Origin of the sequence: Streptomyces mauvecolor (genome assembly GCF_039532965.1) — a bacterium.
GTDB lineage: Bacteria > Actinomycetota > Actinomycetes > Streptomycetales > Streptomycetaceae > Streptomyces > Streptomyces violascens.
This window is the reverse complement of the sequence record NZ_BAAASQ010000008.1, coordinates 250,276-272,271: the sequence shown is the minus strand read 5'-3', so window position 1 is coordinate 272,271 and position 21,996 is coordinate 250,276. Positions and strand designations below refer to the sequence as shown.

Annotated in this window: 19 protein-coding genes; 9 read left to right on the top strand and 10 right to left on the bottom strand. The window is 72.0% G+C overall.

All coding sequences use genetic code 11. From position 1 onward, the window contains the following. Nucleotides 1-10 precede the first annotated feature (10 nt). The 5 genes from ABD346_RS09145 to ABD346_RS09125 all read right to left on the bottom strand — a co-directional run bounded on the left by ABD346_RS09145 (nt 11) and on the right by ABD346_RS09125 (nt 4,541). A complete protein-coding gene (locus ABD346_RS09145; protein WP_344373655.1) occupies nt 11-814 on the bottom strand; it encodes a 3-hydroxybutyrate dehydrogenase in 804 nt (267 codons plus the stop codon). 56 nt (nt 815-870) lie between these two features. Further along, entirely contained in the window at nt 871-1,353 is a 483-nt protein-coding gene (locus tag ABD346_RS09140; protein WP_189960432.1) for an NUDIX hydrolase, read from the bottom strand. Nucleotides 1,354-1,387: 34 nt separating this feature from the next. Further along, nucleotides 1,388-3,004, bottom strand: coding sequence for an apolipoprotein N-acyltransferase (gene lnt, locus ABD346_RS09135; protein WP_344373654.1), 1,617 nt, complete (start codon nt 3,002-3,004; stop codon nt 1,388-1,390). 120 nt (nt 3,005-3,124) lie between these two features. Beyond that, nucleotides 3,125-3,712 (bottom strand): hypothetical protein, encoded by a 588-nt coding sequence (locus ABD346_RS09130; RefSeq protein WP_344373653.1) that lies wholly within the window; start codon nt 3,710-3,712, stop codon nt 3,125-3,127. Nucleotides 3,713-3,758: 46 nt separating this feature from the next. Next, nucleotides 3,759-4,541: a glutamate racemase gene (locus ABD346_RS09125; RefSeq protein WP_344373652.1), complete on the bottom strand. Its 783-nt coding sequence runs from the start codon at nt 4,539-4,541 to the stop codon at nt 3,759-3,761. Nucleotides 4,542-4,622: 81 nt separating this feature from the next. Between ABD346_RS09125 and ABD346_RS09120 the strand changes: the two genes are divergently transcribed. After that, the gene (locus ABD346_RS09120; RefSeq protein WP_344373651.1) at nt 4,623-5,798 is read left to right on the top strand and encodes a glycosyltransferase; all 1,176 of its coding nucleotides are present in this window, start codon (nt 4,623-4,625) and stop codon (nt 5,796-5,798) included. 6 nt (nt 5,799-5,804) lie between these two features. Here ABD346_RS09120 and ABD346_RS09115 read toward each other — a convergent pair whose 3' ends face one another. Then, nucleotides 5,805-7,139 carry a TerD family protein gene (locus tag ABD346_RS09115; RefSeq protein WP_344373650.1) on the bottom strand — a complete coding sequence of 445 codons (1,335 nt, stop codon included), beginning with the start codon at nt 7,137-7,139 and terminating at the stop codon, nt 5,805-5,807. A 210-nt stretch (nt 7,140-7,349) separates the two neighbouring features. Here ABD346_RS09115 and ABD346_RS09110 point away from each other — a divergent pair, with 210 nt between their 5' ends. Further along, entirely contained in the window at nt 7,350-7,811 is a 462-nt protein-coding gene (locus tag ABD346_RS09110) for a hypothetical protein (RefSeq protein ID WP_344373649.1), read from the top strand. A 183-nt stretch (nt 7,812-7,994) separates the two neighbouring features. Continuing rightward, the gene (locus tag ABD346_RS09105; RefSeq protein ID WP_344373648.1) at nt 7,995-9,539 is read left to right on the top strand and encodes an MFS transporter; all 1,545 of its coding nucleotides are present in this window, start codon (nt 7,995-7,997) and stop codon (nt 9,537-9,539) included. Nucleotides 9,540-9,605: 66 nt separating this feature from the next. On the opposite strand, the gene ABD346_RS09100 is transcribed toward ABD346_RS09105, so the two are convergent. After that, nucleotides 9,606-9,953, bottom strand: coding sequence for a winged helix-turn-helix transcriptional regulator (locus tag ABD346_RS09100; RefSeq protein WP_344374441.1), 348 nt, complete (start codon nt 9,951-9,953; stop codon nt 9,606-9,608). A gap of 788 nt (nt 9,954-10,741) precedes the next feature. Between ABD346_RS09100 and ABD346_RS09095 the strand changes: the two genes are divergently transcribed. The 4 genes from ABD346_RS09095 to ABD346_RS09080 all read left to right on the top strand — a co-directional run bounded on the left by ABD346_RS09095 (nt 10,742) and on the right by ABD346_RS09080 (nt 15,345). Further along, nucleotides 10,742-11,194 (top strand): DUF6643 family protein, encoded by a 453-nt coding sequence (locus ABD346_RS09095; RefSeq protein WP_344373647.1) that lies wholly within the window; start codon nt 10,742-10,744, stop codon nt 11,192-11,194. A gap of 57 nt (nt 11,195-11,251) precedes the next feature. Continuing rightward, on the top strand, nt 11,252-12,085 hold the full coding sequence (locus tag ABD346_RS09090) for an MOSC domain-containing protein (protein ID WP_344373646.1): 834 nt from the start codon (nt 11,252-11,254) through the stop codon (nt 12,083-12,085). A gap of 138 nt (nt 12,086-12,223) precedes the next feature. Continuing rightward, complete coding sequence (locus ABD346_RS09085) at nt 12,224-12,829, top strand: Rv1733c family protein (protein WP_344373645.1); 606 nt, start codon at nt 12,224-12,226, stop codon at nt 12,827-12,829. A 113-nt stretch (nt 12,830-12,942) separates the two neighbouring features. Next, nucleotides 12,943-15,345: a right-handed parallel beta-helix repeat-containing protein gene (locus ABD346_RS09080; protein WP_344373643.1), complete on the top strand. Its 2,403-nt coding sequence runs from the start codon at nt 12,943-12,945 to the stop codon at nt 15,343-15,345. Here ABD346_RS09080 and ABD346_RS09075 read toward each other — a convergent pair. Further along, complete coding sequence (locus tag ABD346_RS09075) at nt 15,315-17,642, bottom strand: hypothetical protein (protein WP_344373642.1); 2,328 nt, start codon at nt 17,640-17,642, stop codon at nt 15,315-15,317. The two genes, ABD346_RS09080 and ABD346_RS09075, sit on opposite strands and share 31 nt — an antisense overlap. 189 nt (nt 17,643-17,831) lie before the next feature. Here ABD346_RS09075 and ABD346_RS09070 point away from each other — a divergent pair, with 189 nt between their 5' ends. Together ABD346_RS09070 and ABD346_RS09065 are read left to right on the top strand one after the other, a co-directional pair. After that, nucleotides 17,832-18,692: a DeoR/GlpR family DNA-binding transcription regulator gene (locus ABD346_RS09070; protein WP_344373640.1), complete on the top strand. Its 861-nt coding sequence runs from the start codon at nt 17,832-17,834 to the stop codon at nt 18,690-18,692. Between the two features lie 123 nt (nt 18,693-18,815). Then, the gene (locus ABD346_RS09065) at nt 18,816-19,298 is read left to right on the top strand and encodes an SRPBCC family protein (RefSeq protein ID WP_344373639.1); all 483 of its coding nucleotides are present in this window, start codon (nt 18,816-18,818) and stop codon (nt 19,296-19,298) included. Nucleotides 19,299-19,313: 15 nt separating this feature from the next. Here the strand turns inward: ABD346_RS09065 and ABD346_RS09060 are convergent, their stop codons facing one another. After that, on the bottom strand, nt 19,314-20,927 hold the full coding sequence (locus ABD346_RS09060; protein ID WP_344373638.1) for an FAD-dependent monooxygenase: 1,614 nt from the start codon (nt 20,925-20,927) through the stop codon (nt 19,314-19,316). A 145-nt stretch (nt 20,928-21,072) separates the two neighbouring features. Continuing rightward, nucleotides 21,073-21,978: a universal stress protein gene (locus tag ABD346_RS09055; protein WP_344373636.1), complete on the bottom strand. Its 906-nt coding sequence runs from the start codon at nt 21,976-21,978 to the stop codon at nt 21,073-21,075. Nucleotides 21,979-21,996 lie beyond the last annotated feature (18 nt).

Here is a 21,996-nt window from a genome sequence, read left to right as displayed (position 1 = left end):
GCACCGGCGCTCAGTGCGCGGTCCAGCCGCCGTCCAGGGCCAGTGACGTACCGGTGATGAAGGAGGCCTGCGGGGTGCAGAGATAGGCGACCGCTTCGGCGACCTCGTGCGGTTCGACGAGCCGCTTGAGCGCCGCGTCCTTGAGGAGCACCTCGGTGAGCACCTGTTCCTCGGGGATGCCGTGTGCCGCCGCCTGGTCGGAGATCTGCCGCTCCACCAGGGGCGTACGCACATAACCGGGGTTGACGCAGTTCGAGGTGACCCCGTGGGGAGCGCCTTCGAGGGCGGCGGTCTTGGAGAGGCCTTCGAGACCATGTTTGGCGGACACATAGGCCGACTTGAAGGCGGAGGCCCGCAGGCCGTGCACCGATGACAGGTTGACGATGCGGCCCCACCCCTGCCCGTACATGTGGGGCAGCGCGCCCCGGATCAGCCGGAACGGGGCTTCCAGCATCACCGTGAGGACGGTGTGGAAGACCTCGGGCGGGAACTCCTCGATGGGGCGCACCAGTTGGAGCCCGGCGTTGTTCACCAGGATGTCCGTTCCGGCGGCGGCCTGTTCGGCGGCGTCGAGGTCGGTCAGGTCGAGGACGACGGATTCCACGGTGCCGCCGAGTCCGGCGCCCCGCGCAGCGAGCTCTTCGAGGCCTGCCGCGTCCCGGTCGACCGCCCTGACCTTGGCTCCGGCCGCGGCGAGCCGCAGGGCGCAGGCCCGGCCGATGCCGCCCGCGGCGCCGGTGACGAGCGCGGTGCGTCCGCCCAGGTCGACGGTGACGGAGTGCGGGAGGGGCGCGGGAACGAGGGGCGCGGTCATGGTCTCGACCCTAGGCAGGCCGCCCCTCACCCACCCATGTGGTCGGCACACATACTTCAGAGCCCAGTGCTGGGTTGGAACCATGTGGGGCTGTCCGACTGCGCCTGCTTGATGCGGAACAGCGCGAACTCGCTGAGCTTCGGCAGTGCGTCCATGGCGAACCAGCCCACTTCGAGGGACTCCTCGTCGTTGACGCGGGCCTCGCCGCCGGTGGCCCGGCAGCGGAAGGTGATGTCCATGAACTGGCATTGGTCGCCGTTGGGGTAGGTGATGGTGCTCTTCCCTGCCTCCACGAGCACCACCCGCTCGGCGACGCACCGCACGCCGGTCTCCTCGTACACCTCGCGCACGGCAGTGTGGGCGGGCTCCTCCCCCGGCTCGGGAATGCCGCCGATGGTCGACCACTTGCCGTTGTCCGCCCGGCGGCCGAGCAGGACCCGGCCCTCGTCGTCGAAGACGATCGCACTCACACCCGGCAGCAGGAGCAGCTGGTGCCCGGCGAGGGCCCGGATGTCTTGAATGAAGTCAGGAGTTGCCATGCCCCGACCCTAACGGCCGTCCGGATCCGGCCAGTCAGCTCTCGTTGCCGCGACGCCCCCGCACGGACCGGGTGATCGCCCAGGCCAGGCCCGCGGCGGCGGCTGCGACGAGCGCCCACTCGGGCAGCGTGCCCAGCTTGGTGGCGGGCGTCTGCGAGGAGCGCAGCGGCACCTTGGCGACGAGCGAGGCCGGGGTGAACATGGCGGTCTTCTGGACGACCTTGCCGTCGGGCATGATCACTGCGCTGACCCCGCTGGTGACCGGAACGGTGACGGTCCTGCTGTGCTCGACGGCCCGCACCCGGGACATCGCAAGCTGCTGGTAGGTCATCTCGCTGCGGTCGAAGGTGGCGTTGTTGCTCGGCACGGAGATCAGCTGGGCGCCCGCGGTGACGGTGTCGCGCACCGCCCAGTCGAAGGCGGCCTCGTAACAGGTGGCGATGCCGACCTTGGTGCCGGCCATGGTGAACAGGCCCGGCTTGGTGCCGCGGTTGAAGTCCTCGCGGACCATGGAGGTGTAGCCGGGGGCGAAGGTGTTGATGAGTCCGCGCAGCGGGATGTACTCGCCGAACGGCTGGATCTGCCGCTTGTCGTACGTCGCGACGGGGCCGAGCTTGGGATCCCACTGGACCTGCTCGTTGTAGAGCTTCGCGCCGTAGCCGCCGACGACCGCGCCGACCGAGATGGGGGCGCCTATGGCCTTGGCTGCCTGGTCGATGACGGCGCGGGCGTCGTCGTCCGCGAAGGGGTCGACGTCGGAGGAGTTCTCCGGCCACAGCACGAAGTCGGGCTGTGGCTGCTTGCCCGCCTTGACCTGGTCGGCGAGCCGCAGCGTCTCGCGTACGTGGTAGTCGAGCACGGCCCGGCGCTGGGAGTTGAAGTCGAGGCCGAGGCGGGGCACGTTGCCCTGGATCACGGCGACGGTCGCGGTGCCGTCCTCGGCGGAGTCGCTGACCAGGCCGCGGGCACCGAAGGACGCCGCGACCGGCACGACGACCGTGAGCAGTGCGGCCGCCGCCGCTCCCTTGCGGACACTGCCGGTGCTCCGGAGCCGCAGCCCTTGCCGTACGCATTCGTACAGGCCGAAACCGCACAGCACCACGGCGAAGCCGAGTACGGGGGTGCCGCCCAGGGCGGCAAGGGGCAGGAAGGTCCCGTCGGCCTGTCCGAAGGCGACCTTGCCCCAGGGGAAGCCCCCGAACGGCGCGCGGGCTCGGGCCGCCTCGGCGGCGACCCACATGGTGGCGGACCACACAGGCCACAGCGGAAGCCTGGAGACCACCGCCATACCCGCTCCGGCCGCCCCGATGAACAGCGCCTCGATCGCGGCGAGCCCCAGCCAGGGCCCGGGGCCGACCTCCACACCGGTCCAGACGAGGAGCGGGAGCAGGAAGCCGAGGCCGAAGAGGTAGCCGAGGCCGAGGCCCGCCTTCCAGCTGCGGCCGCGCAGCAGCAGGCCGAGGACGGCGAACGCGGGCAGCGCCAGCCACCACAGGGGCCTCGGCGGAAAGCTCAGGTACAGGAGCACCCCGGCCAGCGCGGCCGCGGCGGGCCGGGCGAGACGGTTCAGCAGTCCCCGCAGCCGCGAGGGTGCGGCAGGCTGCGGTCCGAGCTGCTCCGGCTCGGTTGTGGGGGTTTCGGTGGTGCTCACCCGGCGGAGTCTACGGCGGGTGACTGTGTACCGGGGAGTCCGGTCTCAGGCCCTGTGTGGACTCCGTCGGGCCCGGGCGGGCTTCAGCCCCGGGCTCTCTCAAGCATCCGGCCCCGAAGGTCAGGCCTCGGCGGGCTTCGCGGTGCCGAGGAGCCGCAGCCGGTCGCGGATGACGCGGACCGCCGCTTCGGCGTCGTCGACGGTGACGGTGAAGACGCGGCCGTCTCCGAGCTTGAGCGCCACGCCCTCACCGCGGCGTACGACGACGGCGGTGCCGATCTCGGGGCGCCAGCGGTAGCCCCAGCCGCCCCACTGGCGCGGGGTGACGCGGGGCACGAAGTCGGCTCCGACCACATGGTCGAGGGGGATCCTGCGGCGCGGCAGCCCGATGTGGCCGCAGCGCACTTCCAGGCAGTCACCGTCGACCGTGACCGCCACGTGGACGAAGGCGAGGGTCCCGAAGAGCACGAGGAGCCCGGCCGCCAGACAGCCGACGACGGACATCAGGAGCGGTGCGATGCCGGAGGTCCAGTTCGAGTCGACGGCCAGCTCGACGCCGAGCGCGATGCAGGCCGCGCCGCCGGCCGCGAGCAGCCATTGGACGCGGTTGGTCGCCCGGCCGGTCCAGACCTCTGGCGCCTGCTCGGCGGCACCGGATCCGTGCTGCGACTCGGGGGGCGTGGGGTACTCCGGGGACGGTTCCCTCATGGGTAGCAGCCTACTCAGGTTCCGCTGCGGTGGCACCGCGCAGCGCTCAGTGAGCGGGGCTGACGGCCTGGAGCAGGCGGCCTTCGGGGTAGGCGAGGGCGACATCGGGCAGGGTGCCGGTGCGGCCGCTGAGCAGCACCGTCAGGCCTCCGGCCTGGGCCGCGTCCGGTGCGGGCATGATCCCGGCCCGGCGCAGGCCCTGGGCGGCCACGGCCTCGGCGCTGCCGAAGAAGGTGAGCGGGCCGCCGTCGGGGCGCAGGGCCATACGGATGCGTTCGGCGACCAGTTCGTAATGGGTGCAGCCAAGGACGACGGTCCTTACCTCCGGCGGCGTGAGGGCGGCGGCCACGGCGACGGCCCGGTCGATCGCGGCGTCGTCGGCGTGCTCCACGGCCTCGGCGAGGCCGGGGCAGGGCACCGCGGTGACCGGGACGCCGTCGGCGAATTCGCGGATCAGTCCGCGCTGGTACGGGCTGCCGGTGGTGGCCGGAGTCGCCCAGATGGCGAAGGGCTCGCGGCCGGCCGCGGCGGGCTTGATCGCGGGGACGGTGCCGATCACCGGGATCTCCGGTTCCAGGGCGGCGCGGATCGCGGGCAGGGAGTGCACGGACGCGGTGTTGCAGGCGATGATCAGGGCGTCCGGTTCCAGGGCCGCGGCGGCCCTGGCCACGGCGAGGGCGCGCTCGGTGACGCCTTCGGGCGTGCGCGGGCCCCAGGGCATGCCGTCCGGGTCGTTCGAGATCACGATTTCGGCGTCGGGCCGCAGCCGACGTACCGCTGCTGCCGCGGCGAGCAGGCCGATTCCGGAGTCCATGAGCGCGATCTTCACCCGGTCACCATAGTCGACGGACCCCGGCAAAACCGGCCGAGGTCCCGTGTGGAGCACGGGATGTGGGGCAGACTGCGGCGGATGAGCGCCCTTGTATGGATCGCCCTGGTGTCCCTGGTCGTCTGGCTCTGGCTGCTGCTCGGACAGGGCTTCTTCTGGCGCACCGACCAGCGGCTGCCGCCCCGAGCGGCACTTGAACATTGGCCGGATGTCGCGGTGGTGGTGCCGGCCCGCGACGAGGCCGAGGTCCTGCCGTCGAGCCTTCCCTCGCTGCTCGCACAGGACTATCCGGGGCGCGCGGAGATCATCCTGGTGGACGACGGGAGCTCGGACGGCACCGGCGAGCTCGCCCGTTCCCTCGCCGAGCGGCACGGCGGTCTGCCGCTGTCCGTGGTGTCTCCGGGTGAGCCGGAGGCCGGCTGGACCGGCAAGCTGTGGGCGCTGCGCCATGGCATCGCGCTCGCGCGGGCGCGGGAGCCGGAATACCTCCTGCTCACCGACGCCGACATCGCGCATGCGCCGGACAGCCTGCGGGAGCTGGTCGCCGCGGCCATCGGCGGCGGCTTCGACCTGGTGTCGCAGATGGCCCGGCTGCGGGTGGCGAGCGGCTGGGAGCGGCTGGTCGTCCCGGCGTTCGTGTACTTCTTCGCGCAGTTGTATCCGTTCCGCTGGATCAACGCCCGCAGGCCGCGTGCCACGGCCGCCGCCGGTGGTTGCGTGCTCCTCCGCACGGAGGCCGCGGCCCGGGCCGGGATTCCGGACGCGGTGCGCCAGGCGGTGATCGACGACGTGTCGGTGGCGCGCGCGGTGCGCGGGTCCGGCGGGCGGGTCTGGCTGGGTCTCGCGGACCGGGTCGCCAGCGTGCGCCCCTATCCGCGCCTCGTGGACCTGTGGCGGATGGTCTCGCGCAGTGCGTACGCGCAGTTGCGGCACAACCCGCTCGTACTGCTCGGCACCGTCGCGGGCCTGACGCTGGTCTATCTGGCGCCGCCGGTCACTTTCGTCGCGGGCCTGGCGACGGGGAGTGCCGGGGCCGCGTGGGCGGGCGGGCTTGCCTGGCTGGTGATGACCGGAACGTATCTGCCGATGCTCCGCCACTACCGCCAGCCGCTCGCGCTCGCCCCGACGCTGCCGTTCACGGCGCTGCTCTACCTGCTGATGACGGTCGATTCGGCGGTGCAGCACTACCGGGGGCGGGGTGCGGCCTGGAAGGGCCGCACCTACGCCCGGCCCGAGGCCGCACCCGAGCAGCGGTGACGCGGGCTACTTGCGGCCGGGCGTCCAGTTCATGCCCCAGCCATAAGCCTGGTCGATGGTGCGCTGCGGGCTGACGCCGCGCGCGGGCACCAGGTAGCGGGCCTCGCGCTGGACGACCAGGTCGCCGTTGTTGTTGGTGATCAGGGCGAGCGCGCAGACCGTGGAGGGGACGGTGCATTCGTCGAGGAAGAACTCGATCGGCGCGCCGAACTGCGGCTGGAGGGTCACCGTGGCGTGCAGGTCGGCGAAGCTGCGGGCGCCCTCATAGATAGTGACGAAGATCAGCAGGCGGCGGAACTTGTCCTTCTGGTCGAGATTGACGGTGAGGTTCTCGCCCGATTCGACGGCGCCGGTGCGGTCGTCGCCGTCGAGGTGGATGTACGGGGGCTGGTGGAGCGCGCCGAAGGCGTTGCCCAGGGCCTGGACGACGCCCTTGCGGCCGTCGGCGAGCTCGTACAGGGCGCAAAGGTCGAGGTCGAGATCGGAGTGGTTGGCGGCGGCGCGGCCCAACTTGGCGCCCCAGCCGCTGAATTGCTTGCGGCTCTGCCAGTTGAGGTTCACCCGCATCGCGCCCGAAGTGCCGCCCTGTTTGGCGAGCGAAACCCTGGGCGCCTCCTTCGTGAGGGTGACTTTGGAGAGGCGAACGGGTGTCGTCGGCGTCAACGGCGGAGCGGTCGGAGGCGCCGGAATCCGGGCGGCCGGCTCGGGCCACACGGGCGACGGGGGCGGGGTATAGGCGGCCTGGGCGGGAGGCGGCGCCGGGGTGAAGGGCGCCTGCACGGGTGACGCGGCGGGCGGCTGCTGCGGCTTGTCGACGGTGATCCCGAAGTCCGTTGCCAGGCCTTCGAGTCCGCTGTCGTAGCCCTGGCCGACCGCGCGGAACTTCCAGGCGCCCTGGCGGCGGTAGAGCTCGCCGAGGATGAACGCGGTCTCGACGGTGGCGTCCTGGCTGTCGAAGCGCGCGATCTCCGCGCCGGTGGCCGCGTCCAGGACGCGGATGCCGAGGCCCGGGACGCGGCCGAAGGTCCCGCCGTCGGCGGACGCGGCGAGCACGACGCGCTCCACGGCCGGTTCCACCTGCGCGAGGTCGATGACCAGCGTGTCCGTCACCGCGTCGGGACCGGACCGCTTGCCTTCGTGGCGTACGGCGCCCGAGGAGTGGGTGGGCTGGTTGTAGAAGACGAAGTCGGCGTCCGAGCGGACCCGTCCTCCGGCCAGCAGGAGAGCCGAGGCATCCACGTCCGGGACACCGGGTCCCGACCGCCAGGCCAGTTCGACGCGTACCGAGTGCGCAGGCACCGGAACATTGGCTCCTTTAAGCATGGACATGCTCTCCCCCATCACTCGTCGCGGTGCCGAAAGATTTCTGCACCGTCAACCTAGTGCCCGATCGGCCACCCGGCACCTCTCCCGTCCACCGCGCCGGTAACCCTGGATGACCTCGCCCTTCACCGGATTCCAGCGCCCTGGCGCGACCGATTTACCCAAGTTCGCTCTCATCGAAGATGCCCAGGCACTCCGAATGCGTCTCCTCGATGTCCAGAGGTGCCGATGACCGGCCGTCCCGGAACGGCGGTGGCGGACTCCTTCGCCCTGTACCGGATCGTCTCCGGCCACGGCCCGGGTGCCGCGGTCGCACGGGAGGCCGCGCTCGGCGGGAGCCTGCGGCTGCTTTCGCCGGTCGTCGCCGTGGCGGTGGCGGCGGGCATGCGCGACTGCTGGGACGAGGCGTGCGACGAACGCCACGGATTCCTGGGACACGAACTGGTCACCTTGTGCCGACTCAGCGGTCTGGAGACCGGTTTGGACGATCCGGGCTCGGCAGTGGAGGCCGGGCGCCTGTACGCGGCGTCCACCGCGCTGCACATCGACGGGCCGGAGGTCCTGGCGGCCTGTCACGCCGCCGGGCCGGCCGCGCGCAAGGGCTGCGCGTTGCTGACCGCGGCCCGGGCCGCGTACTGCTACCGCTCGGCGCGGGAGGCCGGGCTCCGGCTCCCCCTGCGCGCGCTCTGAGGCGCCGGGCGGACACCGTTCACGGGAATTCCGGAGCGGCAATCCGGCACCGCCTGGGATTGCCGCTCCGGAGTCTGCTCCAATTTCACCGGAGACCCCGGTCAGAGGCAGTACACATTGTGTCCCCAGGGACAAGAAATACCGTACTTGTCCTGCCCTCCGGACCATCTGCACGATGAACTCATGACAGAAGAAAAGTCGGATCCCCGCCGCTGGGCGGTCCTTGTCGTGCTGTTGGCCGGAATGCTCATGGGGGGCATGGACCTCACCATCCTCAACGTCGCGCTGCCCACGGTGGGCCGGGAATTACTGCCGTCCAGCTCCGAACTCCTGTGGATCACGGACGGCTACGCGCTCACAGTCGCGGCGACGCTGGTGGTGTGCTCCACGCTGGGAGACCGGATCGGGCGGAAACGGATCCTCATGACCGGGGTTACTGTCTTCGCGCTCGCCTCGCTCGTGGCGGCACTCTCCCCGGCGCCGGGACAGCTCATCGCGGCCAGGGCCGTCCAGGGGCTCGGCTATTCGATGATGCTGTCGAGCACGGTGGTCATCATCCGGGTCGTCTTCCCGGTCGCCCGCGAGCGGTCGCTGGCGTACGGGCTGTGGGTGGCCGGCTCCAGCACGGGCGCGGCGCTCGGGCCGGTGCTCGGCGGCGCCCTGGTGGAGCGGTTCTTCTGGGGCTCGGTGTTCCTCGTCAACGTACCCATCGCGGCGCTCGCCCTGCTGGCCGGCGCGGTCCTCGTCCCCGAGTCGCGCAACGCCTCTCCGAGCCGCTTCGACGCCCCCAGCGCGCTGATCTCGATTCTCGGCCTGGCGGGAGCCGTGTACGCGCTGCAGCACATCGGCCAGCCCGAGAGCATGTCGCCGGTCACCGTCGGAGTGGGCATCCTGGGCGTGGCGCTGCTTGTCGCGTTCACCTTGCGTCAACGCCGCATCCCGAACCCCCTGCTTGACATGAGGCTGTTCGCCGACCGCCGCTTCTCGGTCTCCACCGTCTCGATCCTGCTGTGCTACGGCGCCTATACGGGCCTGCTGTTCCTGCTCACCCAGCAGCTCCAACTGGTCGACGGCTACTCGCCGTTGACCGCGGATCTGACCCTCGTGCCGGTGGCGGTGGCCGGCGCGGTCGGCGGGGTACTGGCCCCGCGGCTGTCGATGGCCGTCGGCAACCGGTGGGGTGTGACGGTGGGTGTGACGGTGCTCGCCCTCTCGCTGATCGCGCTGTCGGCGTTCGGGGCTGCCGGGAACCTCCCGGCACTGGTGGCTGTCGGCCTGGGCGCGGGCACCGTCATGACGCTGGGCGCGGACTCGATGATGAGTGCGGCTCCTCCCGAGCGGGCCGCGGAGGCCGGCGCCGTCCAGGAAGTCGGCTTCTCGCTGGGCGCGGGGCTCGGCGTCGCGGCGATGGGCATCATCACGACGGTCGCGTACGGTGCGAGCCTGAAGCCGGTGCCGGGCCTGACGGGGAGCCAATCGGACATCGCCTCAGGGTCGTTGAGCGCGGCCATGGACCTGGCGGGCCGGCTCGCCGGCAGCACGGGGGAGGCCGTGCGCAGCGGCGCCCAGCACGCCTTCGAGACGGGCTTCTCGGTCAGCACCGCGACGGTGGCGGTCGTCCTGCTGGTCCTCGCCGCCCTGGCCGCCGCACTCCTGCGTCCCGCCGAGACCGAGGCGCCGACGGCCACCCCGCAACGCACCCCGGCGGAGCAGGAGTCAACGACCTGATACCGCCGTCCCGGGCAGCGGCCTGAGGCCAAAGGACACGGTGACCACGTCGAGGCCGGGCGAGGTTCACGCCGCCGAGGAATCCGGAACGTCCGGAACAGTGCTGCGGACCTGCCGGCGGTAGTAGTTGCCCCACTCCTCCAACTGACCCACCAGGCTGCGCAGGCTCATGCCGACCTCGGTCAACGAGTACTCCACCCGAGGCGGGATCTCCTGATAGACGGTCCGCCGCACGAGCCCGTCCTCCTCCAGATCGCGCAGCTGCCGGGTGAGCATCCGCGGAGTGATATCGGGCATGGCCCGGTTCAATTCACCAAAACGTAACGTCCCGCCGAACAGATATTTCATGATGCTGAGCTTCCACACACCCCCGCAGACGGTCATCGCGACCTCAAGAGTGCAGTAGTCGAGCATCTCATCCACGCGCGGCCGCATGTTCCTCCCACTATCCGTCTCCCGCCGATCTCTGCACGGCGTCCTGATTTCCCCATGCTAACTACACGCGCTTGCCGGAGCATTGGCCGAACCGGACATGTTGGAGGCCCGGAGGCCCACATCGGAACGCCTGCACACCACTGGGCCCGGCAGGGCCACTCGGGGATTCACCACTGCCCCGTTTTCCGGCCCCGTAAAGCGCGGCGCGTACGGCCGGGTTCCGGCTCACCCCGGCAGCCTGTGGCCGACTTTCCGGCAGCCTCGGGGCATGTCGACGAAGCCCGCCAGACGGCCGGTCCAGCGCCGGAGAACTTCACAGCACTTGGGTCAACGACCGTCCGCTCGCGTCACTCGGCCGACTTCGAAGGCCGCGGGCCAGGCACCAAAGGCTCCGGCCGGCCTCCCCCTCGACGTACGCCGCGCGAGGGGCCCTATTCCCATCGGTGAGCAATAGCGCGGCCGGGGCAATGGGCGAGGGCCCCAGTCGACGTCGACAATGGCGACCGGCCTCTGTTGACCTGTCGTCAATCGCCTGATGACCCGAGGCGCTCGCGATCGAGGACCCCTTGCCCGGCGGCACAGCGCGGCTGTCACCTTTCGTAGCCATTCCGTCACTTCTCGTCAATCGGAAGGCTCCGCATTAGCCCTCGCCGCCAGAGATTCGTCAGCGCCGTTTCAGCAGGTCAAGCCGACAAAACCAGCGTAAAACGGATGACCCGAAGATGGGGGCTCCCCAACGACCACATCGTGGGCTTAACTTATGTGCCATGACCTCCCCCCGCTCCACCTATGGCGGCGGTTACTACTCCGCGCCGTTCTTCCCGGACACCCCCATCTACGACTCCCTCGTCGCAGAACGGGGTACGCCTCAGATCGCCCCGATCCGAGTGCCTTCCCTCTATGACACCGGCAGCAGTTACCTGCCGGCCCTTCCGTCGGCGCTGCCCGCGCTGCCGGCCGCTCCTTCGCAGCAGAGCCCCTCCTACGCCTCGTCGTACGGGTACCAGCAGCAGACGCCCCAGCCGATGCCGCTGCAGCACGCGCCCGCCCCGTACATCCCGCAGCAGACCTCGGCCCCGCGCGGCTACCAGGGGCAGCAGGCCATGCCGCAGCGGCCGATGGGCACCGGGTACGAGGCCATGCGGCCCGCAGCGCCCCGGCCGGCGCCCGCGCCGTACGAGGATCCGTACAACCGGCCCTATCAGGGCACCGGGTACTGATCAAGGGCGGGACCGGCCGTCCGGACGCTTGTCCGAGGCGGCTGGCAGAATGTGTTTATGAGCAACGGACTTGATGCGGTTGTCCACGGGATGCGCATTCATCCCGTCAAGTCGGTCGGGGGATACGACACAGCACAAGCGGCGGTCGAGCCATGGGGGCTCGCCGGGGACCGCCGCTGGATGCTGGTGGACACAGAGGGCACGGCCGTCACTCAACGCGAGCGGCCGGGCCTCGCCCTGAGCAGTGCCGCCACACTGCCGGGCGGAGGCGTGCGGCTCTCCGCGCCGGGGCGCGACGATCTGGTCGTCGAGCCGCCGGAGCCGATGGCCGCCGTCGGCGTCACGCTCTTCGGCAACAAGTTCAAGGCGGTGACCGCCGCCGACGAGGCCCACGCGTGGTTCAGCGCCTATCTGGGCACCGAGGTGCGGCTCATGCACCTCGACGATCCGGCGCGCCGCAGGACGATCAACCCCAAATACGCGCCGAACGGCGAGACGGTCAGCTTCGCCGACGGATACCCGCTCCAGATCGCCACGCGCGCCTCGCTCGACGCCCTCAACTCGCTGATCGCGCAGGGCGGCCATCCCGCCGAGGGCCCCCTGCCGATGGACCGGTTCCGGCCCAATGTGGTCCTCGACGGCACCGAGGCATGGGCCGAGGACACCTGGTCACGGATATCGATCGGCGAGGTCACCTTTCGGGTGGCGAAGCCCTGCGGGCGCTGCGTCATCACCACCACCGACCAGGCCACCGCGGAGCGCGGCAAGGAGCCGCTGCGCACCCTGGCCCGGCACCGCCGGATCGGCAGCTCGCTGGCGTTCGGCGTCCTGGTGATCCCGGAGGACACCGGCATCATCCGCATCGGTGACGCGCTGAAGGTGCTCGCATAGCTCTGCGCCACGCGGGAACTCCTGTGGGTAGCAGACGCGTTGGACAGGACAAGCCGGGTGGATCAGATCCCTGTTCGTGCCACCCGCGCGCAGGCCGGCCCGCCGGGGCGGCACGAAGCGGAAGGGGGTGCGTGGCCGGTGCGAGCCATTCCGGGAGTGTGGCGCTGGCGGCACAACCCGCTGCGCCGCCGCACCGACCTCGCGGAGGCCTGGCTGGCGCTCGTGGCCCTGGTGCTCATGGTGTTCGCCGCGCCGGCGGTGGGGGTGCTCTGCGGTTCCCTGACGGACACGAGCCTGCGCCAGGCGGTCACCGAGCAGCGCCGGCACCGGCATGTGACCTCGGCGGTGGTGGTGCGCCCGGCCGGGCAGCGCGCGCCGGTGTCCGAGCCCGACGGTTCGACGGTCCGCACCCCACGTACCCGGGTGGTCGCCAACTGGACGGCGTACGACGGCAGTTCGCACAGCGGGACGCTGGCCTCGCCGCTCAAGGCGCCCGCTCCCGGCGCCACTTTCCGGATATGGACCGACGACCACGGACGCCCGGCGCCCCGTCCGATGGCGCTGTCCGCGGCCGATACGCATGCCGTGTTCTCGGGGATCTGCGCGGCCGCGGCGGCCGCCGGATTCGTCGAGGGCGTACGGCGGTTGATCGTATGGCGGCTGATACGCCGGCGGTATGAGCGACTGGACCGGGCGTGGGCCCGGTACGGTCCGGACTGGGGTCGTACCGGCGCAGGCAGCTGACCGGTCAACTCACCGGCCCCGCGCGCGCTACGGTGGACCATCAGTCGCACAAACCAGGTCACGGTCGAGGTGTGTGCGAGGTCGTACGCACGAGGTGGGGGCACGGCAGCACCATGGCTCAGGGCACGGTCCAGGTGACGCACACGGGCACGTCGAGGTGGCGCCGCCGCACGGGTGAGTACGCCTCTCTGGCCGCGGCCCTGGAGGCCGCGGGCGACGGCGACGTCCTGACCGTCGCCCCGGGCACCTACCGGGAGAACCTGGTGCTGCGCCGTTCGGTGACGCTGCGCGGCCCCGAGGGCACAGTCGGTTCGGTCCGGATCGCGCCGGCCGACGGTGTGGCGCTGACCGTGCGCGCCTCGGCGACCGTGCGGGACCTGTATCTGGAGGGCCAGGACGCGGCGGCGCCCGCGCTGCTCGTGGAGGACGGTGCGCCCGAGCTCGTCGACCTGCGGGTGGTGACGCGCTCCGCGGTGGGCATCGAGGTGCGCGGCGAGGCGCGGCCCACGGTGCGGCGCTGCACGGTGGACAACCCGGGCGGCGTCGGCATCGGTGTGTTCGACGGTGCGGGCGGGGTGTTCGAGGAGTGTGAGGTCGTCGCGGCGGGGCAGTCCGGGGTCTCGGTGCACAGCGGCGCGCACCCCCGCCTCGAACGCTGCCGGGTGCACCACTCCAGTGGCGCGGGGCTCGCCGTCAGCGGCGAGGGCAGCGGTCTCGAAGCGCTCGGCTGCGAGGTGTACGAGATCAAGGGCGCCGGGGTGCAGATCGCCTCGCGCGCCTCGGCCCACCTGACCGACTGTACGGTGCACCGGACTTCGGCCGACGGCATCACCCTGGACACGGACGCGGTGCTCACGCTCGCCGACTGCGACATCCACGACATCCCGGAGAACGCGGTCGATCTGCGTTCGCGCTCGGTGCTCACGCTGACCCGCACCAAGGTCCGCCGCTTCGGGCGCAACGGCCTGTCGGTGTGGGACCCGGGCACACGGGTGGACGCCAAGCAGTGCGAGATCCACGACAGCACGGGCGACTATCCGGCGGTGTGGGTCAGCGACGGCGCGACCGCGGTCCTGGAGGGCTGCCGCGTCCATGACGTACCGGACGCGATCTTCGTGCTCGACCGGGGCTCGCGCGCCGATGTCGTCGACAGTGATCTCACCCAGGTCCGCAACACGGCGGTGTCGGTGAGCGACGGCGCTACCGCGCAGCTCGACGACTGCCGGATCAGGGAGGCCTCCACCGGCGCCTGGTTCCGCGACCACGGCAGCGGCGGCACGCTCGCGGGCTGCACCATCGACGGCGCGCAGACCGGCGTCATCGTCACCAAGGGCGCCGATCCGCGCATCGAGCGGGTCACGGTCACCTCGCCCGCCGAGGCCGGTTTCTACGTCTCCGCCGAGGGCCGGGGCACCTTCCACGGCTGCCGGGTGACCGGCAGCGGCGGCTTCGGCTTCCATGTCATCGACGGCTGCCGTACGACGCTGACGCGCTGCCGCACCGAGCGGTGTGCGCGCGGCGGTTATGAGTTCTCCGAGGACGGCGCGGTCGTCGAGGACTGCACCAGCGACGAGAGCGGCGCCAAGGCGGGCGCGGCCGAGCCGCCCGCGGTGCTGAGCGCGACGCAGACCATGGGGCTGCTCTCGGCGGTACCGGGCCCGCGCACCGTCGAGCCCCCGGCGGCGGAGCCGGTGGCCGAGCCCGCGCGCACGTCGGGCGCGGTGCTCGGCGAGCTGGACACCTTGGTGGGTCTGGAGAGCGTCAAGCGCGAGGTGCGGGCGCTCACCGACATGATCGAGGTCGGCCGCAGGCGGCAGCAGGCCGGCCTCAAGGCGGCCTCGGTCCGCCGCCATCTGGTCTTCACCGGCTCCCCCGGCACCGGAAAGACCACGGTGGCGCGCCTGTACGGGGAGATCCTGGCCTCCCTCGGTGTCCTGGAGCGCGGCCATCTCGTCGAGGTGTCGCGCGTCGACCTGGTCGGCGAGCACATCGGGTCCACGGCGATCCGTACCCAGGAGGCCTTCGACCGCGCGCGCGGCGGGGTGCTGTTCATCGACGAGGCGTACGCGCTGTCCCCGGAGGACTCGGGCCGGGACTTCGGGCGTGAGGCCATCGACACGCTGGTGAAGCTGATGGAGGACCACCGTGAGGCGGTGGTGGTCATCGTCGCGGGCTACACGGCGGAGATGGAGCGCTTCCTGAGCGTCAACCCCGGTGTGGCGTCCAGGTTCTCACGGACCATCAGGTTCTCGGACTACTCTCCCGAGGAGCTGCTGCGCATCGTGGAGCAGCAGGCCGACGAGCACGAGTACCGTCTCGGCTCCGGCACGGCGGAGTGTCTCCTGAAGTACTTCACGGTGCTGCCCAGGGGCGCGGCGTTCGGCAACGGGCGCACCGCGCGCCAGACGTTCGAGTCGATGGTGGAGCGGCACGCGGGCCGGGTCGCCCAGCTGCCCGAGGCCAGCACCGACGACCTGACCCTGCTCTATCCGGACGATCTGCCCGAACTGCCCTGATCCGCCCGCTGGTTGGGCACACCGCTCGCCAGCTCGGCCAGGAGCAGCGCCCGTTCGCGGCCGAAGGCGGGGTCGGCCTGGTAGTCGGAGTGCCCCAGTATCGGCGCGGGCAGCGGGTGTTCGCGGGTGCGGCCGTAGGCGAGCGGGTCGAGCAGCGGGCCCTTGTCGACGTCGCCGCCGGTCAGGACGGGTCCGCCGATGGGGTCGGTGGCGCGCCACAGGTTCCGCCAGCAGTGCACCTCCTGGTGGAGTGCCTGGAGCGGCGCGGGGCCGAAGTAGGTGGGGAACCAGCGTCCGTAGAGCCGCTCGACGGGGCAGCCGTAGGTGAGCAGGGCCACCCGGCGCCGGGTGGCGGCGGGCAGTTGCCAGACAGCGGCCGCGGCGAGCGCGCTGCCCTGCGAGTGGCCGGAGATCACGAGACGGCCGCCGGTGCGTTCGGTCCAGGTGTTCATCCGCCAGGCGAGGTCGGGCACGGCCCGCTCGGCGTAGCAGGGCGGCGCGAAGGGGTGTGCGGCGCGCGGCCAGAAGGTGCCGACGTCCCACAGGATGCCGACGGTGCGGCGGGCCGCCGCGTCCTTGTAGGCGCGCCGGCCCCAGGTGACGAAGAGCAGGAAGCCGAAGCCCGTGCACCAGGAGCCGAGCGACTGGGCCGCGTCGGCGGCGAAGGCGATGGGCGTGGCCGCGCCGTCGGCCGCCTGCTCCGGCACTTCGCCGGTCCACCACGCGCCGACCAGGGCCGCCGCGCCGAGCAGCAGGGACGCGCCGGAGAGAATGCCGAGGAAGACGGGGGCGTGGTCGGTGAGCCCGGCCATCGCGCGCGCTCCGGCGATCCGGCGGGTGCGGGCGGTGTCGGGCTGTTCGGTGGGGTAGTCGGCCATGACGCGCGGGGCGTCGGCGCGGGCGGTGCGCCAGGTGCGTACGGCGAAGAACAGCACGACGGGGATCAGCAGGGCCAGCAGGGCGGGGATCACCGAGGACTGCCACGTCAGCAGCGCGGGCGGCCCGTTGAAGGACGCCCGGTGGATGGCCCCGTGGTCCACCCAGGCGGCGACGCGCTGGGCGACACCGCCCGTCATCACGCCGCCGAGCGCGCAGGCGAGCATGGCGACGGCGGGGCCGCCGAGGCCGCACAGGGCGGTACGTTCCCCGGGTGCCCGGCGTCGCAGGTGCAGGGCCACGGCCGCCAGGGCGATGATCAACACGCCCTGCGCGAAGGCGAGGAAGCCGAAGGAGCGGTCGCCGGGCAGGGCGCCGGAGGAGACCCAGTCGGCGCGGTCCCAGGACGCGTACACCAGGGCGAGCGCGAGCAGGGCGAGCGAGGCGACGGGCAGCCAGGCGGTCACGGCCCGGTCGAGCTGCTCGTCGAGATGCGTTTCGGTACGTCCCCTGCGGCACACCACCCACACCACAACTATCCCTGTCACAGCGAGAGTTGACTCCAGGAGCAGGCCCAGCGTCTCGAAGACGGCGCTGGTGGCGGCGCGGTCGTAGCGGGCCGCGGCGCCCGTGACCCCCGCGGCGGTGGTCAGGAATCCGGCGGCCGTGTGGGCGGCGCGGAGCCGGGCCACCAGACGCCTGCCGTACCAGAATCCGGGCCTGCTGAAGGCGGGCTTGACGGCCTCGGCGGGGTCATTGGCAGGCTCCGCGTTCAGCGGCTGCTGGGATTCGTACGCGCTCCAGGTGCGGTTGGAGAGGTACCAGAGCAGGAAGGTCAGGCCCGCGGGCGCGAGCGCCGCGAGGGCGAGGCGGCGGCCCGGCTGGGACCACCAGCCGTGGTGGGCGACGGAGGTGAAGCCCAGCCAGTACCAGGAGCGCGAGCAGGCGGCCGAGCCCGCGCACTGCCAGGCGGTGAGATCGAGCGCGACCTCGCAGGCGGCGGCGACCAGGAGCACGGTGAGGCTGAGCGCGACGAGCCGCACCAGGACCCCGTACAGCCGGATCGCCCAGTGCGGCTCCTTGGCGGGCGGCCGCATCCAGTGCGCGAGGTTGATCACCATGAACGGCAGCAGGAGCAGCCACAGGGCGCGGGCGCTGTTGCCGGAGGTCAGATTGCACCAGACGTACGCCTCGGGCACCGGGCGGTCGCGGTAGCGCTCGGGGTGGGTCTCGGCGTCGGCGTCCTCGGCACGGCGGTAGATGGCCGCCGTGTCGTCGCCCGTGACGCACACGGTGCGGGGGTCGTCGAGCATCTTCTGCGGTGTGGTGCCCCCGACGCCGTGGACAAGGAGTTCGAGGGCGGGCCCGCCGCTCTCGACTGCTGGGGCACCGGCCTGGGCGGCGGGTGTGGCACGGGACACTTCTGCGACTCGCTCTCGTGATGGCAGGATCGGCGACGCGAAGGGCACGGACGTTCAGGATCTCGGATCCGGGTGCCCCGGCGCAGTGCTCTCACGGAATCTCCCCGTGACAGGATGGGGTGTCCGTAGCCGGGGGTGCAGATGTGCCCGGCGAGTGTGTTCGACGATGTGGAAGGGGCCGGCCCGGCAGTGAGCGACCACCAGAATCTGCTCGCGGAGCAGCGTCGTGCGCTGATCCTCGATGAGGTCAGACGGCGTGGCGGAGTCCGGGTCAACGAGCTCACCCGGAAACTCAACGTCTCCGACATGACGGTCCGCCGGGATCTGGACGCGCTGGCGCGCCAGGGCGTGATCGAGAAGGTGCACGGCGGGGCGGTGCCCGTCGCGGAGGCCACGGCCCACGAGCCGGGCTTCGAGGCGAAGTCGACCCTTGAGCTGAGCGCCAAGCAGGACATCGCGCGAGAGGCGGCCAGGATGGCCGTGCCCGGCAGCGCGATCGCGCTGGCCGGCGGCACGACGGCGTACGCGCTCGCTCAGGAGCTGGTGGACGTTCCGGAGCTGACGGTGGTGACCAACTCGGTGCAGGTCGCCGACGTGTTCCATGCCGCGCAGCGCTCGCCCGCGGGGTCCGGGCCGCGTCCGGGGGCCGCGACCGTGGTCCTGACGGGCGGGGTGCGCACGCTCTCCGACACGCTGGTGGGGCCGGTCGCCGACGCGGCGATCCGTTCGCTGCACTTCGATGTGCTGTTCATCGGGGTGCACGGCATCTCGGTGGAGGCCGGGCTGTCCACGCCCAACCTCGCGGAGGCGGAGACCAATCGCCGGTTCGTGCAGTCGGCGCGGCGGGTCGTGGTGATCGCGGACCACACCAAGTGGGGGACGGTGGGGCTCAGTTCGTTCGCCTCGCTCGACCAGGTCGACTCGCTCGTGACGGACTCGGGCCTGTCGGACCGGTCCCGCGCGGAGATGACCGAGCACCTGCGCGACCTCGTGGTGGCCGGGGAGATCCCCGACAACGGCGGCGAGAACGGCGACTCCGCAGACATCTGACGGTCTGCCAGTTATGGTGTGCGGGCTTTCCCGCGCCGGGCTCGTACGGCTCCCCCGTACGCGATCCGGCGCGGGTCCACCCGCAGGGACTCCCGCTCTCCCGACCGCCAGGAGGTACGCGTCATGGCTCGCCGACTCAGGTCCGTGGAACTCGACTTCGCCGAGTCGGCGCCGGTGCGGCTGGCCTTCACGGCCCGCCTCTCGGCGGAGCCCGCGGCCGTCTACCGCGCGCTCGCCGAGGAGGTGTCCGACACCCCCGCCTGGTTCTCGTCCGTCGCCGCGGCCCGGCCCCTGGACGGCGGGGCCGGGCGTGAGATCAGGCTGCGGGGCGGGGTGTTCTTCCGTGAGACGATCATGGCGAGGGACCCGGGCGAGCGCTACGCCTACCGGATCGACGAGACCAACACCCCTGGTGTGACCGCCCTGCTGGAGAACTGGCGGCTCGCTCCGGACGGCTCCGGGACCACCGTGCGGTGGACGATGGCTAGCGACGGCCCGGCGCTGTTCCGCCTGTCGATGCGGGCGGCACGGCCGGGCATCGGCCAGTCCTTCAAGGGCGCGATGCGCAAGCTCGACCGTCGGCTGGCGGCCGCGCCGAAGGCCTGATCAACCGGACTCGCCTCAGCCGCTGGTGACGGATCGCCAGATGTCGTCCAGCACCTCCGGAGTGAGCCCTTCGTCGGACCGGGCGGCGACGAATCCGTCCGGGCGGACGAGCAGCGCGCCCTGTGGGGGCAGTCCGACCAGGCCGGGCCAGGCGCCTTCGCCGTCGCGCGGAACCCCCTCGTCCGACGCCGGGTCGGCGCCCCCGCTCCGTATGTGATGCACCGTCACGGGGAGCGTCTTGGCCGCATCGGCCCAGGCCGCGTCGGCTTCGGTGTCCCCGCCGGTGAGCAGGGTGAAGCCCGGGCCGCACAGGTCGAGGGTGGACAGGCGCCTGCCGTCGCGGTCGAGCCAGAGGTGCGGGACGCGGGTGCCGGTCTGGCCCGCGAGCAGGTCGACCGTGTCCCCGGCCGGGGCGCCGTGGACGGCGGCGGACGCGTACCGGTAGCGGGTCATGATCTCGCCGGTGCCGAGCTGGCGGTCCAGCGCCTCGGCGTTCCGCGGGGTGCGGATGCCGTACCGGGCGAGGAACTCGGTGCGCAGCCAGGCCTGTTCGGCAACGAGCAGGCCGCGCGGGCGCCGCTCGGGCTCGTAGGTGTCCAGGAGCGCGGCCGGCGCTTCCGCGCGCAGGACCGCGGCCAGCTTCCATGCCAGGTTGTGTACGTCGGCGATGCCGGTGTTGGCGCCGAAGCCGCCCCAGGGGGCGTGCCGGTGGGCCGCGTCGCCGGCCAGGAAGACCCTGCCTTGGCGGTAGGTGTCGGCGACCGCGGTACCGGTGTCCCAGGCGGCGCGGGCGAGCAGGTCGATGCGGAGCCCGGGGGCGTCCGCGCCGATGGCGGTGCGCAGCAGGGCGAGGCACCGCTCGTCGGGGTAGTCGCGCGGGCTCTCGCGCTCGGGGTCGTAGGCGAGGTGGAACGACCATTCGTCGGTGTTGTTCTTGGCCAGGAACAGGCCGGACACGTCGGGGCCGGTGATCTCGCACTGGCTGAAGGTGCGGTCGCGCACCAGCTCGGTGAGGTCGGCGCGGAAGTAGAGGTTGAGGTAGTGGTGAGTGGCGGGGCGGGTGGTGCTGGTGATGCCCAGGGTGGTGCGGATCGGGCTGCCCGCGCCGTCGGCGGCCAGAAGGTAGTCGGCGTACACGGTCGTCGTACGGCCCGTTGACCGGTCCGTCAGGGTGGCGGTGACGCGGTCGTCGTCCTGGGTGAACGCGGTCAGTTCGGTGCCGAAGCGGATGTCGCCGCCGCGCTGTTCGGCCAGTTCGCGCAGGACCGGTTCGAGGAGCACCTGGGGGCAGAAGCAGAAGGCGCAGGGGCTGTCGTCGGCGCCGACCATGGCGCCGGTGGCGAAGACGTGGCGCAGGTCGAGCGCCTCGGAGTCGGCGATGCTCCGGCCCCTTCGCGCGCCGCCGAACCTGCCCATTTTGAGAGCGGACGCGCTCGCGGCCTGTACGGCGTCCTCGACGCCGAGCTGCCGGAAGATCTCCACGGCGCGGGTGTGCATGCCGCGCGAGCGGGGCAGCACCGTCGGCTCGGTGTTGCGCTCCACGAGGACGTGGTCGACCCCGTGGTACTCCAGGCACAGGGCGGCGGTCAGGCCCACCAGTCCCCCGCCGACGATCAGTACAGATGGCATGACAGCTCCCCGTGTTCCCCGTGCCGTTCAGTGGATCTTTCCCACCGTAGACAGCAAAGCCACTGTCGGGGGCAAACTGCGGGTCAACGCTGGGGGCGGGCTCAACGCGGTGTCGGCGAACGGCAGTTGGGGTGGCCGGAAACAGTCAGCCCTCCTCCCTTGCCGGGACCACCGCGACCGGGCACTCCGCGTGGTGCAGCACCGCGTGGGCCACGGAGCCCATCAGGAGGGAGCCGGGCTTCAGGCGGCGGCGGTGGCGGCCGACCACGATCAGCGCCGCGGAGGCCGAGGCGTCGACGAGGTGGCCCGCGGCGTCGGCGGGCGCGATCACGGCGTCCACCTCGACGTCGGGGAAGCGCTCCTCGAAGGGGCGCAGCCGCTCGGCCTGGTCGCGTTTCACGTCCCGCTCGGCGGGTTCGTACTGATCGACGTCAAGCCTCCCCGGCGGGAACTCGCCCGCGACCATCAGGGCGGCCGGGGGCGGCGCAGGGTAGGCCGAGAGCACCTGGAGCGGCACGTTCCGCGCCCGGGCCTCGACGAAGGCGAAGTCGATCACTTCGTCCACGGTGTCGCCGAGGTTGAGCCCGAGCACGACCCGGCCCATCGTCCGCTCCTCCTCGCCCGTGCGGGCCAGCGGCGGCACGACCACCACGGGGCAGGGCGCCCGGGTGGCGACGGCCAGGCTGTTGGAGCCGAGCAGCAGGCTCGCGAAGCCGCCGCGGCCGCGCGAGCCCATCACCAGCATCCGGGCCTCGGCGCCCAAGGCGTGCAGCGCGTCGGCCACTTCGCCCTCAAGGGAGTCGAACCGCACGGAGGGCAGTCCGTCGCGGCCCGAGAGCGCGGCGCGGACCCGGTCGGTGACCGGGTCGTTCAGCGCCGGTCCCGGGCCGAGCGTGGACCGGCGGGCCGCCCAGAGCTGGGTGGCGTCGGGCAGGACATGCGCGATGACCAGGTCGGCGGCCAGTCTGCGAGCGGTCGGAATGGCCCACTCCAGGGCTCGCAGACTGTGGTCGGATCCGTCTACGGCGACAACTACCGGGCGCGTGTCCATGACGTCACCCTGGCACGC